Below are 16,731 nucleotides of genomic sequence, written 5' to 3'. Positions count from 1 at the left end.
ACGGCGCCGTTCGTCGCGGCTGAGCAGGGTATCCCGCCCCGGCGACCATGCTCATCGCGAGCGATGCGGGACCGTTCGGCGGAGCGCTGATCATGGCTTTGACCGCTCGCCGCACGTCAACGACCGCTGCTCGCGCCCGGCGGTTACTCGCGCGTACTACCGGCCGGTCATCGACGGGACGACCGCTCACCGTGCGACGTCCGTCACGGTGGCCGGTCGACCGGCCCCGCCCTGGCCCGTGCCTCCGCCCGGCTGACGGCCGCCAGGTGTCCGGACTCCTCTGACCGGACCTCGACCAGGGCGTCGCCTCGCTCCCATCGGCAGGTCAGCAGCGTGACCGACATCCGGACGGCGACCTGTCGGGCCCGCTCGCAGGCGGCACCGGGACCGTCCGTCGCGTGTGAGGCCGCGGCGAGCGCCGCCAGATCGGCCGCGGCCTCGGTGTGGTGCCGGGTGGTGACGGCGGCGCCGATCCAGAAGGTGAACGCCGCCGCGCAGACCAGGACGGCGACGATCGAGGCGGTCCACACGGTCGCGACGCCGCGATCGTCCCCGCTCACGGTCCGCCGCCCGGCTCGGCGATCGCGAAGGCGCGAGAACGCAGCCGGATGCCCGGCAGCAGTCCGGCCACCGGTTCGGCCTCGACGCCGGCGGTGATGGCGTCGCCTTCACGGACGACGTCCAGCCGGGCGCCGGACGGCGCGATCTCCCGCACCGCCTGTTCGGCGCGGGCGGGCTGGCCGCGGGCGAGGAGCCGGGCGGCCTCGCGGGCCGCGTCGGTGCAGCGGAGCTGATCGGCGGCGACCCCGATCCCGGCGAGCAGCAGGGCCGAGACGAAGGTCATCGCGACGATGCCGAGCGCGGCCTCCACCGTGACGGAGCCGCGGTCACCACCGGGCATCAGAACTTCACCGACAAGGCCCGCTCGATGAGCGCGGTGAGCCCGGCGACGACGTCCTCACTGGTGACGACCAGGTAGAGGACGGCTGCCAGCGCGGCGGCGGCCAAGGTGGCGATGGCGTATTCGACCGTCGCCATTCCGTCGTCGCCGCGGAAAGAGGGGAACTTGCTCATGGGATGCCTTTCGATCAGAGACTTCTTGGCGGAGCTGAGGATGAGCTGCAAAACGGACCTAACGCGTGAACCCGCCGTGTTTCCGGACGCGGGTTCACCAAACAGGCACTCAGATGCCGTCGAGACGACCGGCCAGGCCGAGCACGACGGGCAGGACACCGAGACAGAGGAACGCGGGGAGGAAGCAGAGGCCGATCGGCGCGGCCAGCAGCACTCCGGCCCGTTCGGCACGTTCCTCGGCTTCGGCGGAGAGCGACTCACGCAGCCGTCGCGCGAGATCCTTCGCGTGAGTCGCGAGCGCGGTGCCCGCCCTTGCCGTGCGGACGGCGGCGACGGACAGTTCTGTCAGACCGGGCCGGTCTGAGACCGGTGCCCAGGCTTCGGAGGGCTCGACGCCCAGGGCGAGATGTGACGCCACCGAACGCAGGGCCTCCGCGGTCTTCGGTGACGCGGACGGCACGACGGCCTCGAGCGCGACGGGCACCGGCAGCCCGCCTGCCAGGCACGCGGCGAGGAGGTCGAGAGTGGCCGCGGACCGGAGGAGTTCGGAGACACCGCTGTCCCGGGCCGCCCGTTCCCGAAGCCACGTGAGGAGTCGTCCCGGCCGCGCGACGACCCCGGGGCCGACGCGCTGCCAGCAGAAGACGGCACCGCCCAGCAGGATCAGCGCCGCTCCGGTCAGCACGGCGCCACCCGCCCGGTGAGTGCCCGGCACCAGGCCGTTCCCGCCCAGATCAGCCCGCTGCCCACGACGAGCAGCGACTGACCGGCGCCCGTCTCGGTGAGGACGTGGAGCGGGCTCGCCCCCATCGCCTCGCCGAGCAGCAGGCACACCAGCGGGAGGACGGAGAGCACGGCGGCGCTCGCGCGGGGACCGGCCATCTTGGCTTTGAGACGACGCCGGAAGCCGATCTCCGCCTCGGTGTCCCGTCGCGCGGCGTCGAGCACGTCGGCCATCGGAAGCCCGAACCTGCTCGCGAGTGCCCACGCGTTCACCAGTGCCGGTGGCGCGTCCGGATCGGCCGTCGCACCACCGAGCCGGGCGGCCGCGATCAGGCCGCGCAGCCGTCCGGCCGCCGCGGGCAACGCGTCCGCCGCGGCTTCGGCCGCCGTCACCGGATGGGCGCCCGCCCGGAGTTCGCCGATCATCGTCCGCAGCACGGACGCGGTGAGTTCGGCTTCGGCCAACGCCGCTTTCGCCCGTGCCCGCTGCCGGTGCTCCTGGCGGACGGTCAAGGTGAGCACCAGCGTCGCCAGTCCCCACCCGATCCCGAGGAGCGGCACGACGAGTAACGCGGGCAACGGCCACCAACCCGCACGAGCGGCTCGAGGAAGGCGCCAGACATACGTAGTGCCTGTCACCGATCTCGGCGGCCAGCAAGCCAACCCTGCACCGCAAGAGAAGAGGAACCAGGGGCTCATGCCGCCATCTCCTCGAACGGTGTCTCGTCGCCGATCCAGTGGCCCTTGCTCCAGACCGGGACGACTTTGGCCTCGCCACGCAGTGACCGCAGTACGCCGACCTCGTCCAGCCGCCGGATCCCGCTCGGCAGGCGGCGCATGTGCAGGACCACCCGCACCGCCGCCGTCAGCTGGCTGTGCAGCGCGTCCCGTTTCAGTCCGCCGAGCGCGGCCAGCGCCTCCATCCGCGCCGGGACCTCGGCCGGCGAATTGGCGTGCAGGGTGCAGGCTCCGCCCTCATGCCCGGTGTTCATCGCGTTGAGCAACGCGCACACCTCGGCACCACGCACTTCGCCGACGACCAGGCGGTCCGGACGCATGCGCAACGCCTGCCGCACCAGGTCACCGAGCCCGATCTCGCCCGCGCCCTCGACGTTGGCCGGGCGGGCGATCAGGCTGACGAACTGCGGATGGTCCGGTTGCAGCTCGCCCGCGTCCTCGACGCAAACGATGCGTTCGGCCGGGGACACCGCGCCGAGCAGCGCGGAAAGCAAGGTCGTCTTGCCCGCTCCGGTCCCGCCGGACACCAGGAACGCGAGCCGTCCCCGGATGACCGAATCGAGCAGGTCCGCGCCGCTGGTGCCGAACGCGCCGCGCAAACGCAACGCGGCGAGGTCGTGGGTGGCGGGCCTCAGAACGCGGAGTGAGAGGGAGGTTCCGGCGGGTGCGATCGGCGGGAGAACCGCGTGCAGCCGGATCCGGCCGTACGGCCCCACGCCGGGAAGCCAGCAGTCGGCGAACGGTTGCGAATCGTCCAGCCGCCGCCCGCCCGCGAGGGCGAGCCGCTGGGCCAACCTGCGGACGGCCTCCTCATCCGCGAAACGGACGTCTGTCTTTTCGAGGCCTTCGCCGTTGTCGGTCCAGACCTTGTCCGGAGCGGTGACGAGAACGTCGGTGACGCCGGGCTTCTCGAGCAGCCGCGCGAGCGGACCGGCACCGACGAACTCGTCGCGGGCCAGCCGGACCGCGCCGAGGACGGCGTCCTGACCGAGCGCGCCGCCTGCTTCGGCGCGGACGGCCCGCGCCACGCTCACCGGATCCGCCGGGACCGCCGATCCGGCCAATCGCCGCCGGACCCGCTCGACCAGATCGTCGGTCATCGCAAGGCACCGGCCAGATTCCCGCGCGCGGCCGCGAGGACCTCGGCGGCGGCCGTGGCCAGATGCCCGCGATGTTTCAGGACGAACTCGCCGCGGTCGAGTGCCGCCGACAGGGACCGCTCGCGGCCCATCGACGTGATGAGCGGGGCGCCGACGGCGTCGGCGATCTCCTGCGGGATCAGCCCGGCGGGCGACGGCCCCCGGACGGCGACGCCGATCCGGGTCGCCTGGGGTTCGAGCCTGGAGAGGACCTGTTTCGCCGCCGAGCAAGCACGGAGTTCCGCCGGAACGACGACCACGACCAGGTCGGCCAGTCCGACGACGGCGGACGTTTCGGCGCCGAAATACCTCGGCAGATCGCAGACGACCGTCCGCCCTGCCCGCCGCCCGGCGCCCAGCACGCCCTCGATCGCGTCCGGCCCGGGACCACGCCCTTCCCTGCCGTAGGACACAAAGGACAGTGAGCCGGTCGCGCACCGTTTTCGTGGCAGGGCTTCGCTCAACGCCGTCATCGACACCCGGCCGCCGAGGTCGAGCTCCGGCCAGCGCGGCCCGCGATCGCGTTCGGCGGCGAGGAGGACGTCGACGCCGCCGCCGAGCGGATCGCAGTCGACGAGCAGCCCGCCGCTCCCGGACTTCTCCGCCTGGTAAGCGACGGCGGCCGCCAGCACGGAGGCCCCTGCGCCGCCCCGCCCGCCGATGATCCCGATGACGACACCGTCGTCACGCGCGGGCCCGTCCACGACGTCGGCGAAGGCGCCGATGAGGTCACCTTCCTCGTCCGGCAGTGAAAGGACCTTTTCCGAACCGGTGTTGAAGGCGCGTTCCCACGTCACCGGTGTCGGCGCGCCCTTGCAGACGAGCAGGACCTTGTTCCGCCGCAGCAGGCGGTTCGGCGCGCTCGCGGCCTCTTCGTCGAGCACCACGAGCGGCGCGCGAGCCCATCTCCCGCGAGCGGCGTCCAGATCGGGTGCGCGTTCGACCTCGCAGCCCGCGGCCGCGGCCACGCGCAGGATCTCGTCGAGCAGGATGTCGTCTCCTGCGACGACGAGAGGGTGTTCCTCGGTCATGTCTCCCCCAGGGATTCGGTCGGACTCGGATCTGTGACTCCACGGTCGCGCCGGGTCCCATCCGCGCACAACGCCATTCCGTCCCGCCTGTGGACAACCGGGGTGTTGTGGACAACTCCACCGCCGGAAACCGGTTTCCCGCCGTTTCTGTCGGCCCCCTCTGGCACACTTCCCGGCTTTTCCCACAACGACGAACCCTCTCCGTTCCCGGCCGATCCGGGCACGAAAAGGGTTGAGAACAAAGAAAAATTGCCTATACCGACCGGATCGGCCTTGTCCTGGCGAGTTTTCCGCAGCCAACAAGGTCTGAACCATTGGCGGGGCGGGAAGTTTGAGGGCGGCCCCCGCCAGGGGGGAGGGACGGGGACCGCCTGGGGTTCAGCCCCGGGGGGTCGGACTGAACCTGGCCCGGTGCGACACCGGGCAATCTCACTGTAACTCCGACACCGGCCCGTTGCGGTCGGCGCCGGTACCCACAATTCGATAACGGCACGACGCGCCGAATCCGGTGTGCGGTCGTGAATTTTCCACCGTCGTATCCCGATCGTGGTCGACCAACGGGCGAGCCGCCGTCCGGCTCTCCTATCCTTGGCGGGTGGCCCAACCCAGCACGACACCGAGCCCGGTCGCGGCGTTCTTCGATCTCGACAAGACGATCATCGCGTCCTCGAGCGCGCTGGCCTTCAGCAAGCCTCTTTTGCGCGAAGGCCTCATCAATCGCCGAGCCGCGCTTCGCAGCGCGTACGCCCAGCTCGTCTTCTCACTCGCGGGTGCGGACGCGGCGAAAACGGAGCGGATGCGGGCCGAGGTTTCCGCGCTGTGCACCGGATGGGACGTCGCACAGGTGTCCGCGATCGTCCGCGAGACGCTGCACGACGTGGTCGACCCACTCGTCTACGCGGAGGCCGCGGAACTGATCTCCGCGCACCGAGCGGACGGACACGACGTCGTGGTGCTGTCGGCGACCGGCGAGGAGGTCGTCGCCCCGGTCGCCGAAATGCTCGGCGCGACGCGCAGCGTGGCCACGCGGATGCAGATCGTGGACGGCCGGTACTCCGGCCAAGTCGATTTCTATTGCTACGGCGAGAACAAGGCCGTCGCCGCGAAGCAACTCGCGGCCACGTATGGCTACGACCTCACCCAGTGCCACGCGTACACCGACTCGAGCACCGACATCCCGCTCCTCGAGGCCGTCGGAAGGCCGCACGCGGTCAACCCCGACCGCGTCCTGCGCAAGCACGCGACCGAACAGGGCTGGGAGATCCTCACGTTCGAGCACCCGATGTCCCTGCGGACCCGGATCCCGGCGAAGTCGGCCGGGCTGGTCGCGCTCGGCGCCGTCGCGGCGGGGGCCACCTGGTACGGCTACAGCCGGCGCAAACGCACCCGCTGAGCGCGCACCCACACGGCGGTACCAAACCGGTTTTCGCAGCCAGGGTGGCGAATTGTCCGTCGCGGAGGGTACCCGTGTCACTAGATCGAGCCTCTGTACCGGTGCACCCGTCTGCGTACTTGAAGTGATCCGGCTCACGGCGTAGAAAGTAGGTGCGGACGTTCGGTCGGCCAGGGAACAGGTAGAAGAGAAGCCTGTTCCACCCCGGCGAATCTCCGTGTGCGGACACCGGGTACCCACGCGCAGCGCGCCGCGGGAGGCTCGTCGTCTAGGGACTGCGTACCGGGACGCCGGACGCCGAGTCCATGAAGGTACGACCAGAGTTGCACGCTTGGTCGCCCGAGTTGCCCGCACTGATTGGCGGCGCCCGCCGGCTTCGGCCGACGGGCGCCGCCAGTGTTTTACCCCCGTTTTCCCGGCGTGACCGGCCCATTCGCGTCCCTTTGTGTATGAACGGACCTATCGCGGGGGTGGCTGATGGACAAGCAAAGTGCTCGTGGGTAGCTTCCGGATATCAGTGCTTCCAGGTGGACTTCTTTCCATCTGAGAGTCAGGCACGAATCTGGGAGGCTTGAGGTGACGACCCGAACCGCGCACGCCCGTCATCGGAGGATCCATGCGCTCGCCCTGCCCCTCGCGGGCCTGCTCACCCTCGCCGTCGCGGGCGTTCCGGCGACCGCGCAGCCGGTGACCGCGGACGCGGAGGCACAGAAGGCGCTGCGCGGGCTGAGTCTGGAGGAGAAGGTCGGCCAGCTGTTCGTCACGTGGGTGAACGGGAAGTCCGCCGACGAGGTCAACGCCAAGAACAAGGCCGACTTCGGAGTGGACACTCCCGCGCAGGTGATCGAGAAGTACCACTTGGGCGGCGTCATCTACTTCAACAACGACAGCCGCGACAACTTCGACGACCCGGTGCAGGTCGCCAAGCTGTCGAACGGGCTCCAGCGGGCGGCCGTCCGCAGCGGTGCCCGCATCCCGTTGCAGATCGCGACCGACCAAGAGGGCGGCACGGTCACCCGCATGGGTTCCCCCGCCACCGAACTGCCGAACGCGATGGCGATCTCGGCGGGCCGCGACACCAAGGCCGCGCAGGAGGCCGCCCGGATCCTGGGGCACGAACTGCGCGCCGTCGGCATCAACCAGGACTTCGCCCCCGACGCCGACGTGAACTCCAACCCGGCGAACCCGGTGATCGGCGTCCGGTCCTTCTCGGGCCGCCCGGAACTGGCGAGCCAGTTCGTCGAGGCCCAGGTCAAGGGCTTCCAGGACTCCGGAAGTCGCACCGAGACGGTGTCCGCCGCCGCGAAGCACTTCCCCGGCCACGGCGACGCGGCCACCGACAGTCACCACGAACTGCCCAGGATCGACCGGAGCGAAGCCAGCTGGCGCGCGACCGACGTGCCGCCGTTCAAAGCCGCCATCAAGGCGGGCATCGACTCGATCATGAGCGCGCACATCCAGTTCCCCAGCCTCGACCCGTCGGGTGAGCCCGCGACGCTGTCGAAGCCGATCCTCACCGGCAAGCTCCGCGACGAACTGGGTTACCGGGGCGTCGTCGTCACCGACTCGCTTTCGATGGACGCCGTGCGCGAGATGCACACCGACGCGGAGATCCCGGTACTGGCGCTCAAGGCGGGCATCGACCAGCTGCTCATGCCGGTGAACCTCGACCTCGCGATCAACTCGGTGCTCGACGCGGTCCGCAAGGGTGAGCTGACCGAGCGGCGCATCGACGAGAGCGTCCTGCGGGTGCTCAAGCTGAAGCTGAACCGGGGCATCCTGACCTCGCCGTTCGTCGACCCGGCCAAGGTCGCTTCGAAGGTCGGCACCCCGGCCAACCTCGCGACCGCGCAGGGCATCGCCGACCGGTCGGTCACCGCGATCCGCAACGACGGCGGTCTCCTGCCGCTCAAGCAGCAGCCCGCGAAGACGCTCGTGACCGGCTGGGGCGTGAGCACGACGACGTCACTGGCCGCGAAGCTCACCGCGCACGGAACGCAGGCGACGGCGTTGCAGACCGGCCAGACACCGACCGACGCGCAGATCTCGCAGGCCGTCGCGGCGGCGAAGAACGTCGACCTCGTCGTGGTGCTGACCAACAACGTCGGCACGTATCCGTTGCAGGGCAAACTGTTGCAGGCGCTGACGGACACCGGGAAGCCGGTCGTCGCGGTCGCCGCGCAGATCCCCTACGACGCCGGCTACGAGAACCCGATCAAGACGTGGCTCGCCACGTACGGCTACATCTCGCCTTCGCTCGAAGCATTGGCGAAGGTGATCCTCGGCAAGGTGAAGCCGCAGGGCAAGCTGCCGGTGGACATCCCCGCGGGCAAGGACGTGGGCACGGTGAAGTACCCCTTCGGCCACGGGCTGACCTGGTGAGCCTCAACCGCCGCCACTTCCTCGCCGCCGGCGCGCTCGCGGTCCCCACGCTGACGGCGGGGTCCTCGGTCGCGCAGGCTCGGCCCGAGGCGCAGAGTGATAGCAAAGGTCCCTTGCTCACCCGCACCGGAGCGGACGTGCTCGCCGCCCGCGGCTGGGCGCCGCTGTCCGGGCGCAAGCTCGGCGTGCTGTCGAATCCGACCGGTGTCCTGGCGAACGGCGATCACATCGTCGATTCGATGGTCGCCGCCGGAGTCCGCCCGCTCGCCGCGTTCGGCCCGGAACACGGCTTCCGCGGCAGCGCGCAGGCCGGAGGCTCCGAAGGCGACTACACCGATCCGCGCACCGGCGTACCGGTGTACGACGCGTACGGCGCCGACGCGGCGAAGCTCGCGGGGATGTTCACGAAGGCGGGCGTCGACACGATCGTCTTCGACATCGCCGACGTCGGCGCGCGCTTCTACACCTACATCTGGTCGCTGTACACGGCGATGGTCGCGGCGGCGAAGGTCGGCGCGGCGGTGGTCGTACTGGACCGGCCGAACCCGCTGGGCGGCAAGGCGGCCGGGCCGATGCTGAACCCGGCGTACGCGTCGGGCGTCGGCCGGAAGCCGATCGTGCAGCAGCACGGCATGACCGTCGGGGAACTCGCGCGGTTCTTCGCCGCCGAGTTCCTGCCCGCCGAAGGGGTCACTCCGGGCAGGCTCGAGATCGTCGAGGTCCGTGACTGGCGGCGTGATCAGCTCTTCGACCGCACCGGGCTGACGTGGGTGCCGCCGAGCCCGAACATGCCGACGCCGGACACCGCGCTGGTCTATCCCGGCACCGGGATGTTCGAAGGCACCGTGTTCTCCGAAGGCCGCGGCACGACAAGGCCGTTCGAGATCATCGGCGCGCCGGGCCTCGATTGGCGCTGGCGCGAGAAGCTCGGTGAACTGCGGCTTCCCGGGGTGAAGTTCCGTGAGGCGTACTTCGTGCCGACGTTCGGCAAGTTCGTCAACGAACCTTGCGGCGGCGTACAGGTGACGATCACGGACCCGCGGGCGTTCGACGCCATCCGCACCACGGTCACCATGTTCGTCACCGCGAAACAGGTGCATCCGGACAAGTTCAAGTGGCGGCCCGACAACTTCCTCGACAAGCTCTCGGGTTCCGACAGGCTGCGCACGATGATCGACAAAGGCGCCGGAGTCGACGAGATCGTCGGGTCCTGGCAGGCGGAGCTGGCCGAGTTCGACCGGAAACGCCGTCGCCATCTCATCTATCGCTGAAGGACGGCGGAGCTGAAGATGCATCCGAAAAGTGACCGAACGTGTGAACCCGCCCTGGCCGAAGGCCCCGCTATCGCGGTGCCACGGCGCCGTGTCCGCCACCTTGACCTGAAAGACCAGGTCCGCGCCGTGGCGACGTCGATCGCGGTCGCGGGTTCCCCGACTAGCGCTGAGGGGAACGACCTTGCGTGTTAGGAAGATCCTGATCGCGGCTGTTTCCGTCCTGGTCGCGGCGACCACGCTGTCGACGGCGGGAGCACAGGCGATTCCGGGTACCGAAAACCAGCGAGACCGCGCGGCCGGTCGGTTCGACAAGCCGCGCGAAGGTTTCGCGCCCGCGTCCACCGTCCTGCGAGACGGAGCGCCCGCCAGCGTCGGTCTCGACCCGGCGCCGATCAAGGCGGCCGAGCGGTTCATCGAGAGCTGGACCAAGCCGGACGCCACCGGGCATCCGCACTTCTCCGGAGCGGTCGGCCTGCTGGCGCACGACGGTGTGGTCGTCGAGCGCCAGGCCGTCGGCGGCGCCGTCCGGTACGCCGACGCGAGCGGCACCGAACTGCCGCCGGAGCAGCAGGTCCCGATGCGCGCGGACACGATCTTCGACATGGCCTCGATCTCGAAGCTGTTCACCTCCATCGCGGTGATGCAGCTGGCCGAGGCCGGGAAGCTGGACATTTCGGCGCCGGTGGTGCGGTATCTGCCGGAGTTCGGGGTGAACGGCAAGGAGGCCGTCACCGTCCAGCAGCTGCTCACGCACGTGTCGGGCTTCGCCGCGACGCCGCTCCCGTCGCTGTGGGAGGGCTACCCGGACATCCCGTCGCGCCGGAAGGCCGTGCTCGACAGCCCGCTGAAGAACCCGCCGGGCAGTACCTATCTCTACTCCGACACCAACCTGCTGACGCTCGGCTTCCTGGTCGAGAAGCTGGCCGGGGCTCCGCTGGACAAGGTGGTCCAGGACCGCATCGCCGCTCCGCTGGGCCTGGCCGACACCGGGTACAACCCGCCGGTGTCGAAGCTCGCCAGGGTCGCGGCGACCGAGTACGCGGCGAAGCCGCCGCGAGGGCTCGTACGCGGGGAGGTCCACGACGAGAACGCGTGGTCGCTGGGCGGTGTCGCCGGGCACGCGGGCGTGTTCTCCACGGCCCCCGACATGGCCGTGCTGGCGCAGACGATCCTCAACGGCGGCGCGTACCGCGGTCAGCGGATCCTGCGGCCGGAAACCGTGCGGACGATGCTGACGAACTACAACCACAAGTTCCCCGACAACTCCCACGGACTCGGCTTCGAACTCGACCAGCCCTGGTACATGGGCGCGCTGTCGGCGCCCTCGACCGCCGGACACACCGGGTTCACCGGGACCTCGCTGGTGATCGACCCGCTGTCGAGGTCGTTCGCGATCCTGCTCACCAACCGCGTGCACCCGACGCGGAACTGGGGCTCGATCAACCTCGCCAGGGAGACGTGGGCGAGCTCGCTCGCGAAGGCGATGGCGGTCCGTCCGGCGCACGGCCGCGAAGCGTGGTTCAGCGGCGCCGGGGACGTCTCCACGGCCACGCTCACGACGCCGCCGTTACAGACGCGCGGCGGGCCGCTGAAGGTCTCCTTCGACACCTTCGTGGACACCGAAGACCTCTCGGACTCGCTGTTCCTGGAAATAAGTACCGACGGTGGAGCCACCTGGAAAACGATTACTCTGCGTGCAAACGGACCAGGCGCTCCCGCCGGGGAGCAAACCGGTCTCGGCGGGCACGGTCATCGGGCTTGGTGGCGGGTCGCCGCCGAGGTGTCACAAAGCTCACAAATCACCCTCCGCTGGCGTTACACGACCGATGCCCGTTACACCGGCCGCGGAATTTCTCTGGACGGTGTGAAAGTCACTGAACGCGGCCGCACACTGCTGGACAGTGAGCATAATCCCCCTACTTTCGTCGCTACCGGCTGGAAATTGAGCACTAGGTAACCAGCCGGTTCCGATGCGGTGACCGGACCGCCCCGTTGACCGGGACACAGCCGCTTGCGTCGCGACACTAAGTTGCCAAGTCGTTAGCTCGACCTCGTTAACGGCCTCGACCTGGTTAGCGACTTTCTGGTCAACGATTAATCGCAAATCGAATCCGCAGACACGGATAGGTTGCGATCTTCCCGAAGGGTGTGGGTAGCCTTGTCGCAGATGCCAACGGTTAGTAACTTTCCCACGGTGAGCGAAGCCGAATCCGTAATCGCGGTCGCACCGTCCGAGGCCGTGCCGGCGCAGCCGACACGGGACGCTGACGCGAGCCCGCTGGTCCGGATCCGCTCACTGCTGCCCGGGCTCGCCCGGGCCGAACAGAGAGTCGCGAAGGTCGTCCTCGACGACCCCGCGACGGTCGCACGGCGCAGCATCACCGAGGTCGCGCTGGCGGCGAACACCAGCGAAACCACCGTCACGCGGTTCTGCAAGGCGGTCGGCGTCGGCGGATATCCGCAGCTCAGGATCGCTTTGGCGGCCGACACCGCCCGCACGGAGGCCCGGTCGAGCCGGAACCTCGGCGGCGAGATCGGTCCGGAGGACGACCTGGCCGCGGTGATCGGCAAGGTCAGCTTCGCGGACGCACGTGCCGTGGAGGAGACCGCCGACCAGCTCGACGTCCCGTCGCTACAGCGCGTGATCGATGTCCTGGCCGGCGCGGGCCGAGTGGACGTCTACGGCGTGGGCGCGAGCGCGTTCGTGGCCGCGGACTTGCAGCAGAAGCTGCACCGCATCGGGCGGGTCAGCTTCGCCTGGTCCGACACGCACATCATGTTGACGTCGGCAGCCGTGCTGAGCCCCGGCGACGTCGCCATCGGCATCTCTCACACGGGTGCGACCACGGACACCGTGGAGGCGTTGCGGGTGGCCCGTGAGCACGGCGCGATCACCGTCGCCGTGACGAACTTCCCGCGTTCGCCGATCACCGAGGTCTCCGACCACGTGCTGACCACGGCGGCACGGGAGACGACGTTCCGCTCCGGTGCGACGGCGAGCCGCATCGCGCAGCTGACCGTCATCGACTGCCTGTTCATCGGTGTCGCGCAGCGGCACATGGACGCGTCGGTCAACGCACTCGACGCGACCAGGGACGCGGTTGGTTCGCACCGGCTGGGCGTACGGCCCGATGGCAGGCGACGGCCGCGGGAAACCGGCAAATGAGCGAAAAAGTGAGGCGCATGATGACCGTCCCACGCCAGGTGGTGCACGTCGATTCGCCAACCGAACAGCGTAATCCACGGACGACCGACATCGATCTGATGTCGACCATGGGCATCCTCGGCGCCATCAACGCCGAGGACCGCCGGGTCCCCGAAGCCGTCGCCGCGGTCCTGCCGCAGGTGGCGCGGGCGGTCGACTTCGCCGTGGAAGCGCTGCGGTCGGGGCACCGCGTGCACTACTTCGGGGCCGGTACCTCCGGCAGGCTGGCGACGTTGGACGCGGCGGAACTCGTGCCGACGTTCAACGTGCCCTCCGACTGGTTCATCGCGCATCACGCGGGCGGCGCGCGCGCTCTGCGCCAAGCCGTCGAAGACGCCGAGGACGACGCGAAGGCCGGAGCCGCCGAAGTGGCCGAGGCCGTCGCACCCGGCGACTTCGTGCTCGGGCTGACGGCTTCCGGCCGTACGCCCTACGTTCTCGGCGCGCTGGCCGCGGCGAGCCGTCTCGGTGCCCGAACCGCTTTGGTCTCGGGCAATCAGGCCGCGGTGATGCCGCCCGGTGTCGATGTCCTCATCGCGGTGGACACCGGCCCCGAGGCGATCGCCGGGTCGACGCGGATGAAGGCGGGGACGGCGCAGAAGATCATCCTCACCGCGTTCTCCACGGCGACGATGATCAAGCTGGGCCGCACGTATTCGAACCTGATGGTCAGCATGCGCGCGACCAACGCGAAGCTGCGCGGACGGACCATCAGGATCCTGCGCGAGGCCACCGGGATGAGCATGGCGGACTGCTCCGACGCGCTCACCGAGGCCGAAGGCGACCTCAAGGTCGCGCTGGTCCACCTGCTGTCCGGCGAAGACGTCGCGAACGCGGCGAAGGCGCTGGCGGCCAGTGATGGCCACGTCCGCAAGGCTCTCGACTCCCTGCGGGTGCGCGCGAGCTGAAAGTCACCGATTGTCCATGAGCACCGGCGGACAGCCCCGTTCATCCCGACGCCTCGCACTCACGCGACGCGAACGGGCGTCCGTCGCCGGGATGGCGGGATTCATCCTGCTGCTCAACGTCGTGGGCTGGGGGGTCCTGACGCTTTTCGTGGCGCCGCGGCACTATGAGCTCGGCGCCACGGGCGTTTTCGGGATCGGCCTCGGCGTCACCGCGTTCGTGCTCGGGATGCGGCACGCGTTCGACGCGGACCACATCGCGGCGATCGACAACACCACCCGCAAGCTGATGGCGGAGGGACAGCGCCCGCTCTCGGTGGGTTTCTGGTTCTCTCTCGGGCATTCGACGATCGTCTTCGTCCTGTGCCTGCTGTTGTCGCTCGGCGTCCGCGCACTCGCCGGCGCCGTCGAGGACGACTCGTCGGCGTTGCACGAGGCGACCGGGTTGATCGGGACGTCCGTTTCGGCGGTGTTCCTGTACCTCATCGGGATCATGAACCTGGTGGTGCTGGTCGGCATCGTGAAGGTGTTCCGGCGCATGCGGCGGGGTGAGTTCGACGAAGCGGCGCTGGAGCGGCAACTCGACAACCGCGGCTTCATGAACCGGCTGCTCCGGGGCGCCACCAAGGCGGTGCGGAAGCCTTGGCACATCTACCCGATCGGCGTGCTGTTCGGCCTCGGTTTCGACACCGCGACGGAGATCAGCCTGCTGGTGCTCGCCGGCGGCGCGGCCGCGTTCTCCCTGCCCTGGTACGCGATCCTGGTGCTGCCGATCCTGTTCGCCGCGGGGATGACGCTGTTCGACTCCGCCGACGGCTGCTTCATGAACTACGCGTACGGCTGGGCCTTCGCGAAGCCGGTGCGGAAGATCTACTACAACCTCACCGTGACGGCGCTTTCCGTCGCGGTCGCGCTGCTCATCGGGACGATCGAGGTCATCTCGATCATCACCGACCGGTTCCAGATCACGACCGGACCGCTCGCGGCGATCGGGAGCTGAGCTTGGACTACGTCGGCTACGCGGTCGTAGCGCTCTTCGTGCTTACGTGGGCTCTCGCGCTCCTCGTGTGGCGCTTCGCGCGTATCGAGGAGCGCTGGTCGGCCCGGATCCCCGTCAAGTAGTCCTCTGACCTGCAGAAAGGGAGCAAGGGACCTTTGCTGCCACTTATTTAGCGTACCCATGCTAACGATAGCAAGGGTCCCTTGCTATCACTTTGGGTCAGGCGGGCTGGGTCACCGTGGTGCGCGAAGGCAGCGAAAGCGCGAAGGCGAGCAGAGCGACGAAGGCGGCAACGGGGCCGACCCACCAGATGCCCGCCGAGGACAGGACGACGCCACCCAGCGCGGCACCGAGGGCGCCGCCGCCGTAGATCGCGGAACCGTTGAGCCCCAAGGCGACCGTCGGCGCGTCGGGCGCCAGCGAGAACAGGCGGTGCTGTTGCGGCACCATCAGCATCCCGCCGAACACCCCGGAAACCAGCGCGAAGACCAGCGCGCCGGGCAGGCTCAGCACGGCGACGTCCAGCAGCGCGAGCGTCACCATCGACCCGGCGAGCGAGATCGAGCGGACGCGTGCGAAGCCGAGGGTGTCGGTGGCCCTGCCCGCGAAGGCGTTGCCCGCGATCTGCCCGATCCCGAAACCGACGAGCAGCCACGAAATCATCGCGCCCGCGGCGACCGGAGCGACCAGAACGGGCAGGTACACGAAGGCCGCGAAGCCCGCCGCGGTACCGAGGACGCTCACGCCCAGCACGCGTGCGATCGGCGGCCGCACGACGATGGCGAGCCGGTCGCGCAAGGTCGCCGTCGGCATCCGGACCGCGGGCAGCAGCGGCACGAGCAACGCCACGATCACCGCCACCGCACCGATCCCCCACATCACCGCGCGCCACCCGAACCAGTTCCCGGCGAGCACCCCGATCGGCACGCCGAGCACCATCGACACACTCATCCCGGCGGAGACCGTGGCCAGCGCCCGGCCGCGCCGCTCGTCCGACGCCAGAGCACCGGCGAGAACGTAGGCGTTGGACTGGAACGCGGCGGCGCCCAGCGCGGCCAGCACGCGAGCGACGGCGACCACGGCGAAGGACTCGCCGATCGCCTGACCGGCCATGCCGATCGTGAACAGCACCATCCCGGCGCCGAGCACCCAGCGCCGGTCGAGCCGTCCGGTGAAAGCCGCGATGAGCGGCGACGAAACCGCGTAGGTCACCGCGAAAACGGTGGTCAGCTGGCCCGCGACGGCCTCGGAAACACGCAGGTCGGCGGCGATGGTGGGCAGCAGCCCGTTCAGGACGAACGCGTCGGTGCCGACGGTGAACGTACCGACGGCGAGTACCAGCAGAGCCCCCAGAGCGAGCCGATCATTAGATGATCGTCGAATCGTCATGGGAGGTATAGTGGCCGGACTATTCGATGACTGTCAAACAGTTGGAGCGAAGTGAGCAGTACGCTGCCGCAACCGGCGACCGGTGAGATCGAGATCGTGCCGGTGCTCCAGGCGCTCGCGGACCCCGTACGCCTGGAGTTGATCCGCGCCCTGCGAAGCAACCCTTCGCCGCGAAGCTGCGCCATCACCGAGTACGACGTCGAGATCAGCGCGCCGACGCTCTCTCACCACTGGAAGGTCCTGCGCGAAGCCGGCCTGACGACGACGTTCGTCGAAGGCCGGACCCGCTGGGTCGAGCTACGGACCGGGGACATCCACGAGCGGTTCCCGGGGCTACTGGACGCCGTCCTCGCCTAGTACTCCAGTCGTAGTTCGTGATGGTCATGGTTCGTGGGTTGTTTGTCGCTGGTAGTGGCTTTGCTGGGCGCGGTATTGGTGGCGTCTGCGCCAGCTTGAGCAGCGGATCCGGTGCGCGGCA

At 69.5% G+C, this 16,731-nt stretch carries 15 protein-coding genes and 1 pseudogene; 8 read left to right on the top strand and 8 right to left on the bottom strand.

Going from position 1 to position 16,731, the window contains the following annotated elements; translation table 11 throughout:
- Nucleotides 1-203: 203 nt before the first annotated feature.
- From ACLARN_RS41455 to ssd, 7 genes are all read right to left on the bottom strand, one after another.
- Nucleotides 204-560 carry an Rv3654c family TadE-like protein gene (locus ACLARN_RS41455; RefSeq protein ID WP_409496961.1) on the bottom strand — a complete coding sequence of 119 codons (357 nt, stop codon included), beginning with the start codon at nucleotides 558-560 and terminating at the stop codon, nucleotides 204-206.
- Nucleotides 557-901 (bottom strand): TadE family type IV pilus minor pilin, encoded by a 345-nt coding sequence (locus tag ACLARN_RS41450; protein WP_409496960.1) that lies wholly within the window; start codon nucleotides 899-901, stop codon nucleotides 557-559. Before ACLARN_RS41450 ends, ACLARN_RS41455 begins: the two co-directional genes overlap by 4 nt.
- Complete coding sequence (locus tag ACLARN_RS41445; RefSeq protein WP_076155965.1) at nucleotides 901-1,074, bottom strand: DUF4244 domain-containing protein; 174 nt, start codon at nucleotides 1,072-1,074, stop codon at nucleotides 901-903. The genes ACLARN_RS41450 and ACLARN_RS41445 overlap by 1 nt, the downstream gene beginning before the upstream one ends.
- 109 nt (nucleotides 1,075-1,183) lie before the next feature.
- Nucleotides 1,184-1,789, bottom strand: a complete 606-nt coding sequence (locus tag ACLARN_RS41440) for a type II secretion system F family protein (protein ID WP_409496959.1) — start codon at nucleotides 1,787-1,789, stop codon at nucleotides 1,184-1,186.
- Entirely contained in the window at nucleotides 1,753-2,496 is a 744-nt protein-coding gene (locus ACLARN_RS41435; RefSeq protein WP_409496958.1) for a type II secretion system F family protein, read from the bottom strand. The genes ACLARN_RS41440 and ACLARN_RS41435 overlap by 37 nt, the downstream gene beginning before the upstream one ends.
- Nucleotides 2,493-3,635, bottom strand: coding sequence for a TadA family conjugal transfer-associated ATPase (locus tag ACLARN_RS41430; RefSeq protein WP_409496957.1), 1,143 nt, complete (start codon nucleotides 3,633-3,635; stop codon nucleotides 2,493-2,495). Before ACLARN_RS41430 ends, ACLARN_RS41435 begins: the two co-directional genes overlap by 4 nt.
- Nucleotides 3,632-4,705 (bottom strand): septum site-determining protein Ssd, encoded by a 1,074-nt coding sequence (gene ssd / locus ACLARN_RS41425; protein ID WP_409496956.1) that lies wholly within the window; start codon nucleotides 4,703-4,705, stop codon nucleotides 3,632-3,634. The genes ACLARN_RS41430 and ssd overlap by 4 nt, the downstream gene beginning before the upstream one ends.
- A gap of 595 nt (nucleotides 4,706-5,300) precedes the next feature.
- Between ssd and ACLARN_RS41420 the strand changes: the two genes are divergently transcribed.
- The 7 genes and pseudogenes from ACLARN_RS41420 (at nucleotide 5,301) to ACLARN_RS41390 (ending at nucleotide 14,986) form a co-directional block, all read left to right on the top strand.
- The gene (locus ACLARN_RS41420; protein ID WP_409496955.1) at nucleotides 5,301-6,098 is read left to right on the top strand and encodes an HAD family hydrolase; all 798 of its coding nucleotides are present in this window, start codon (nucleotides 5,301-5,303) and stop codon (nucleotides 6,096-6,098) included.
- Nucleotides 6,099-6,674: 576 nt separating this feature from the next.
- Complete coding sequence (locus tag ACLARN_RS41415; RefSeq protein ID WP_409496954.1) at nucleotides 6,675-8,480, top strand: glycoside hydrolase family 3 protein; 1,806 nt, start codon at nucleotides 6,675-6,677, stop codon at nucleotides 8,478-8,480.
- Entirely contained in the window at nucleotides 8,477-9,751 is a 1,275-nt protein-coding gene (locus tag ACLARN_RS41410; RefSeq protein ID WP_409496953.1) for an exo-beta-N-acetylmuramidase NamZ domain-containing protein, read from the top strand. Before ACLARN_RS41415 ends, ACLARN_RS41410 begins: the two co-directional genes overlap by 4 nt.
- A gap of 184 nt (nucleotides 9,752-9,935) precedes the next feature.
- Complete coding sequence (locus ACLARN_RS41405) at nucleotides 9,936-11,711, top strand: serine hydrolase (protein WP_409496952.1); 1,776 nt, start codon at nucleotides 9,936-9,938, stop codon at nucleotides 11,709-11,711.
- Between the two features lie 210 nt (nucleotides 11,712-11,921).
- On the top strand, nucleotides 11,922-12,920 hold the full coding sequence (locus ACLARN_RS41400; RefSeq protein ID WP_409496951.1) for a MurR/RpiR family transcriptional regulator: 999 nt from the start codon (nucleotides 11,922-11,924) through the stop codon (nucleotides 12,918-12,920).
- Nucleotides 12,921-12,937: 17 nt separating this feature from the next.
- Nucleotides 12,938-13,867: an N-acetylmuramic acid 6-phosphate etherase gene (locus ACLARN_RS41395; protein ID WP_409496950.1), complete on the top strand. Its 930-nt coding sequence runs from the start codon at nucleotides 12,938-12,940 to the stop codon at nucleotides 13,865-13,867.
- Between the two features lie 16 nt (nucleotides 13,868-13,883).
- Nucleotides 13,884-14,986 (top strand): annotated as a pseudogene (locus tag ACLARN_RS41390) (HoxN/HupN/NixA family nickel/cobalt transporter).
- 97 nt (nucleotides 14,987-15,083) lie between these two features.
- Here ACLARN_RS41390 and ACLARN_RS41385 read toward each other — a convergent pair.
- Nucleotides 15,084-16,253 carry an MFS transporter gene (locus ACLARN_RS41385; protein WP_409496949.1) on the bottom strand — a complete coding sequence of 390 codons (1,170 nt, stop codon included), beginning with the start codon at nucleotides 16,251-16,253 and terminating at the stop codon, nucleotides 15,084-15,086.
- 51 nt (nucleotides 16,254-16,304) lie between these two features.
- On the opposite strand from ACLARN_RS41385, the gene ACLARN_RS41380 reads away from it, so the two are divergent.
- On the top strand, nucleotides 16,305-16,610 hold the full coding sequence (locus ACLARN_RS41380) for an ArsR/SmtB family transcription factor (protein WP_409496948.1): 306 nt from the start codon (nucleotides 16,305-16,307) through the stop codon (nucleotides 16,608-16,610).
- Nucleotides 16,611-16,731 lie beyond the last annotated feature (121 nt).

The organism is Amycolatopsis sp. cmx-11-12 (assembly GCF_046269425.1).
Classification (GTDB): domain Bacteria; phylum Actinomycetota; class Actinomycetes; order Mycobacteriales; family Pseudonocardiaceae; genus Amycolatopsis.
Note: the sequence above shows the minus strand (reverse complement) of the source record. Positions and strands in the feature narration are given on the sequence as shown.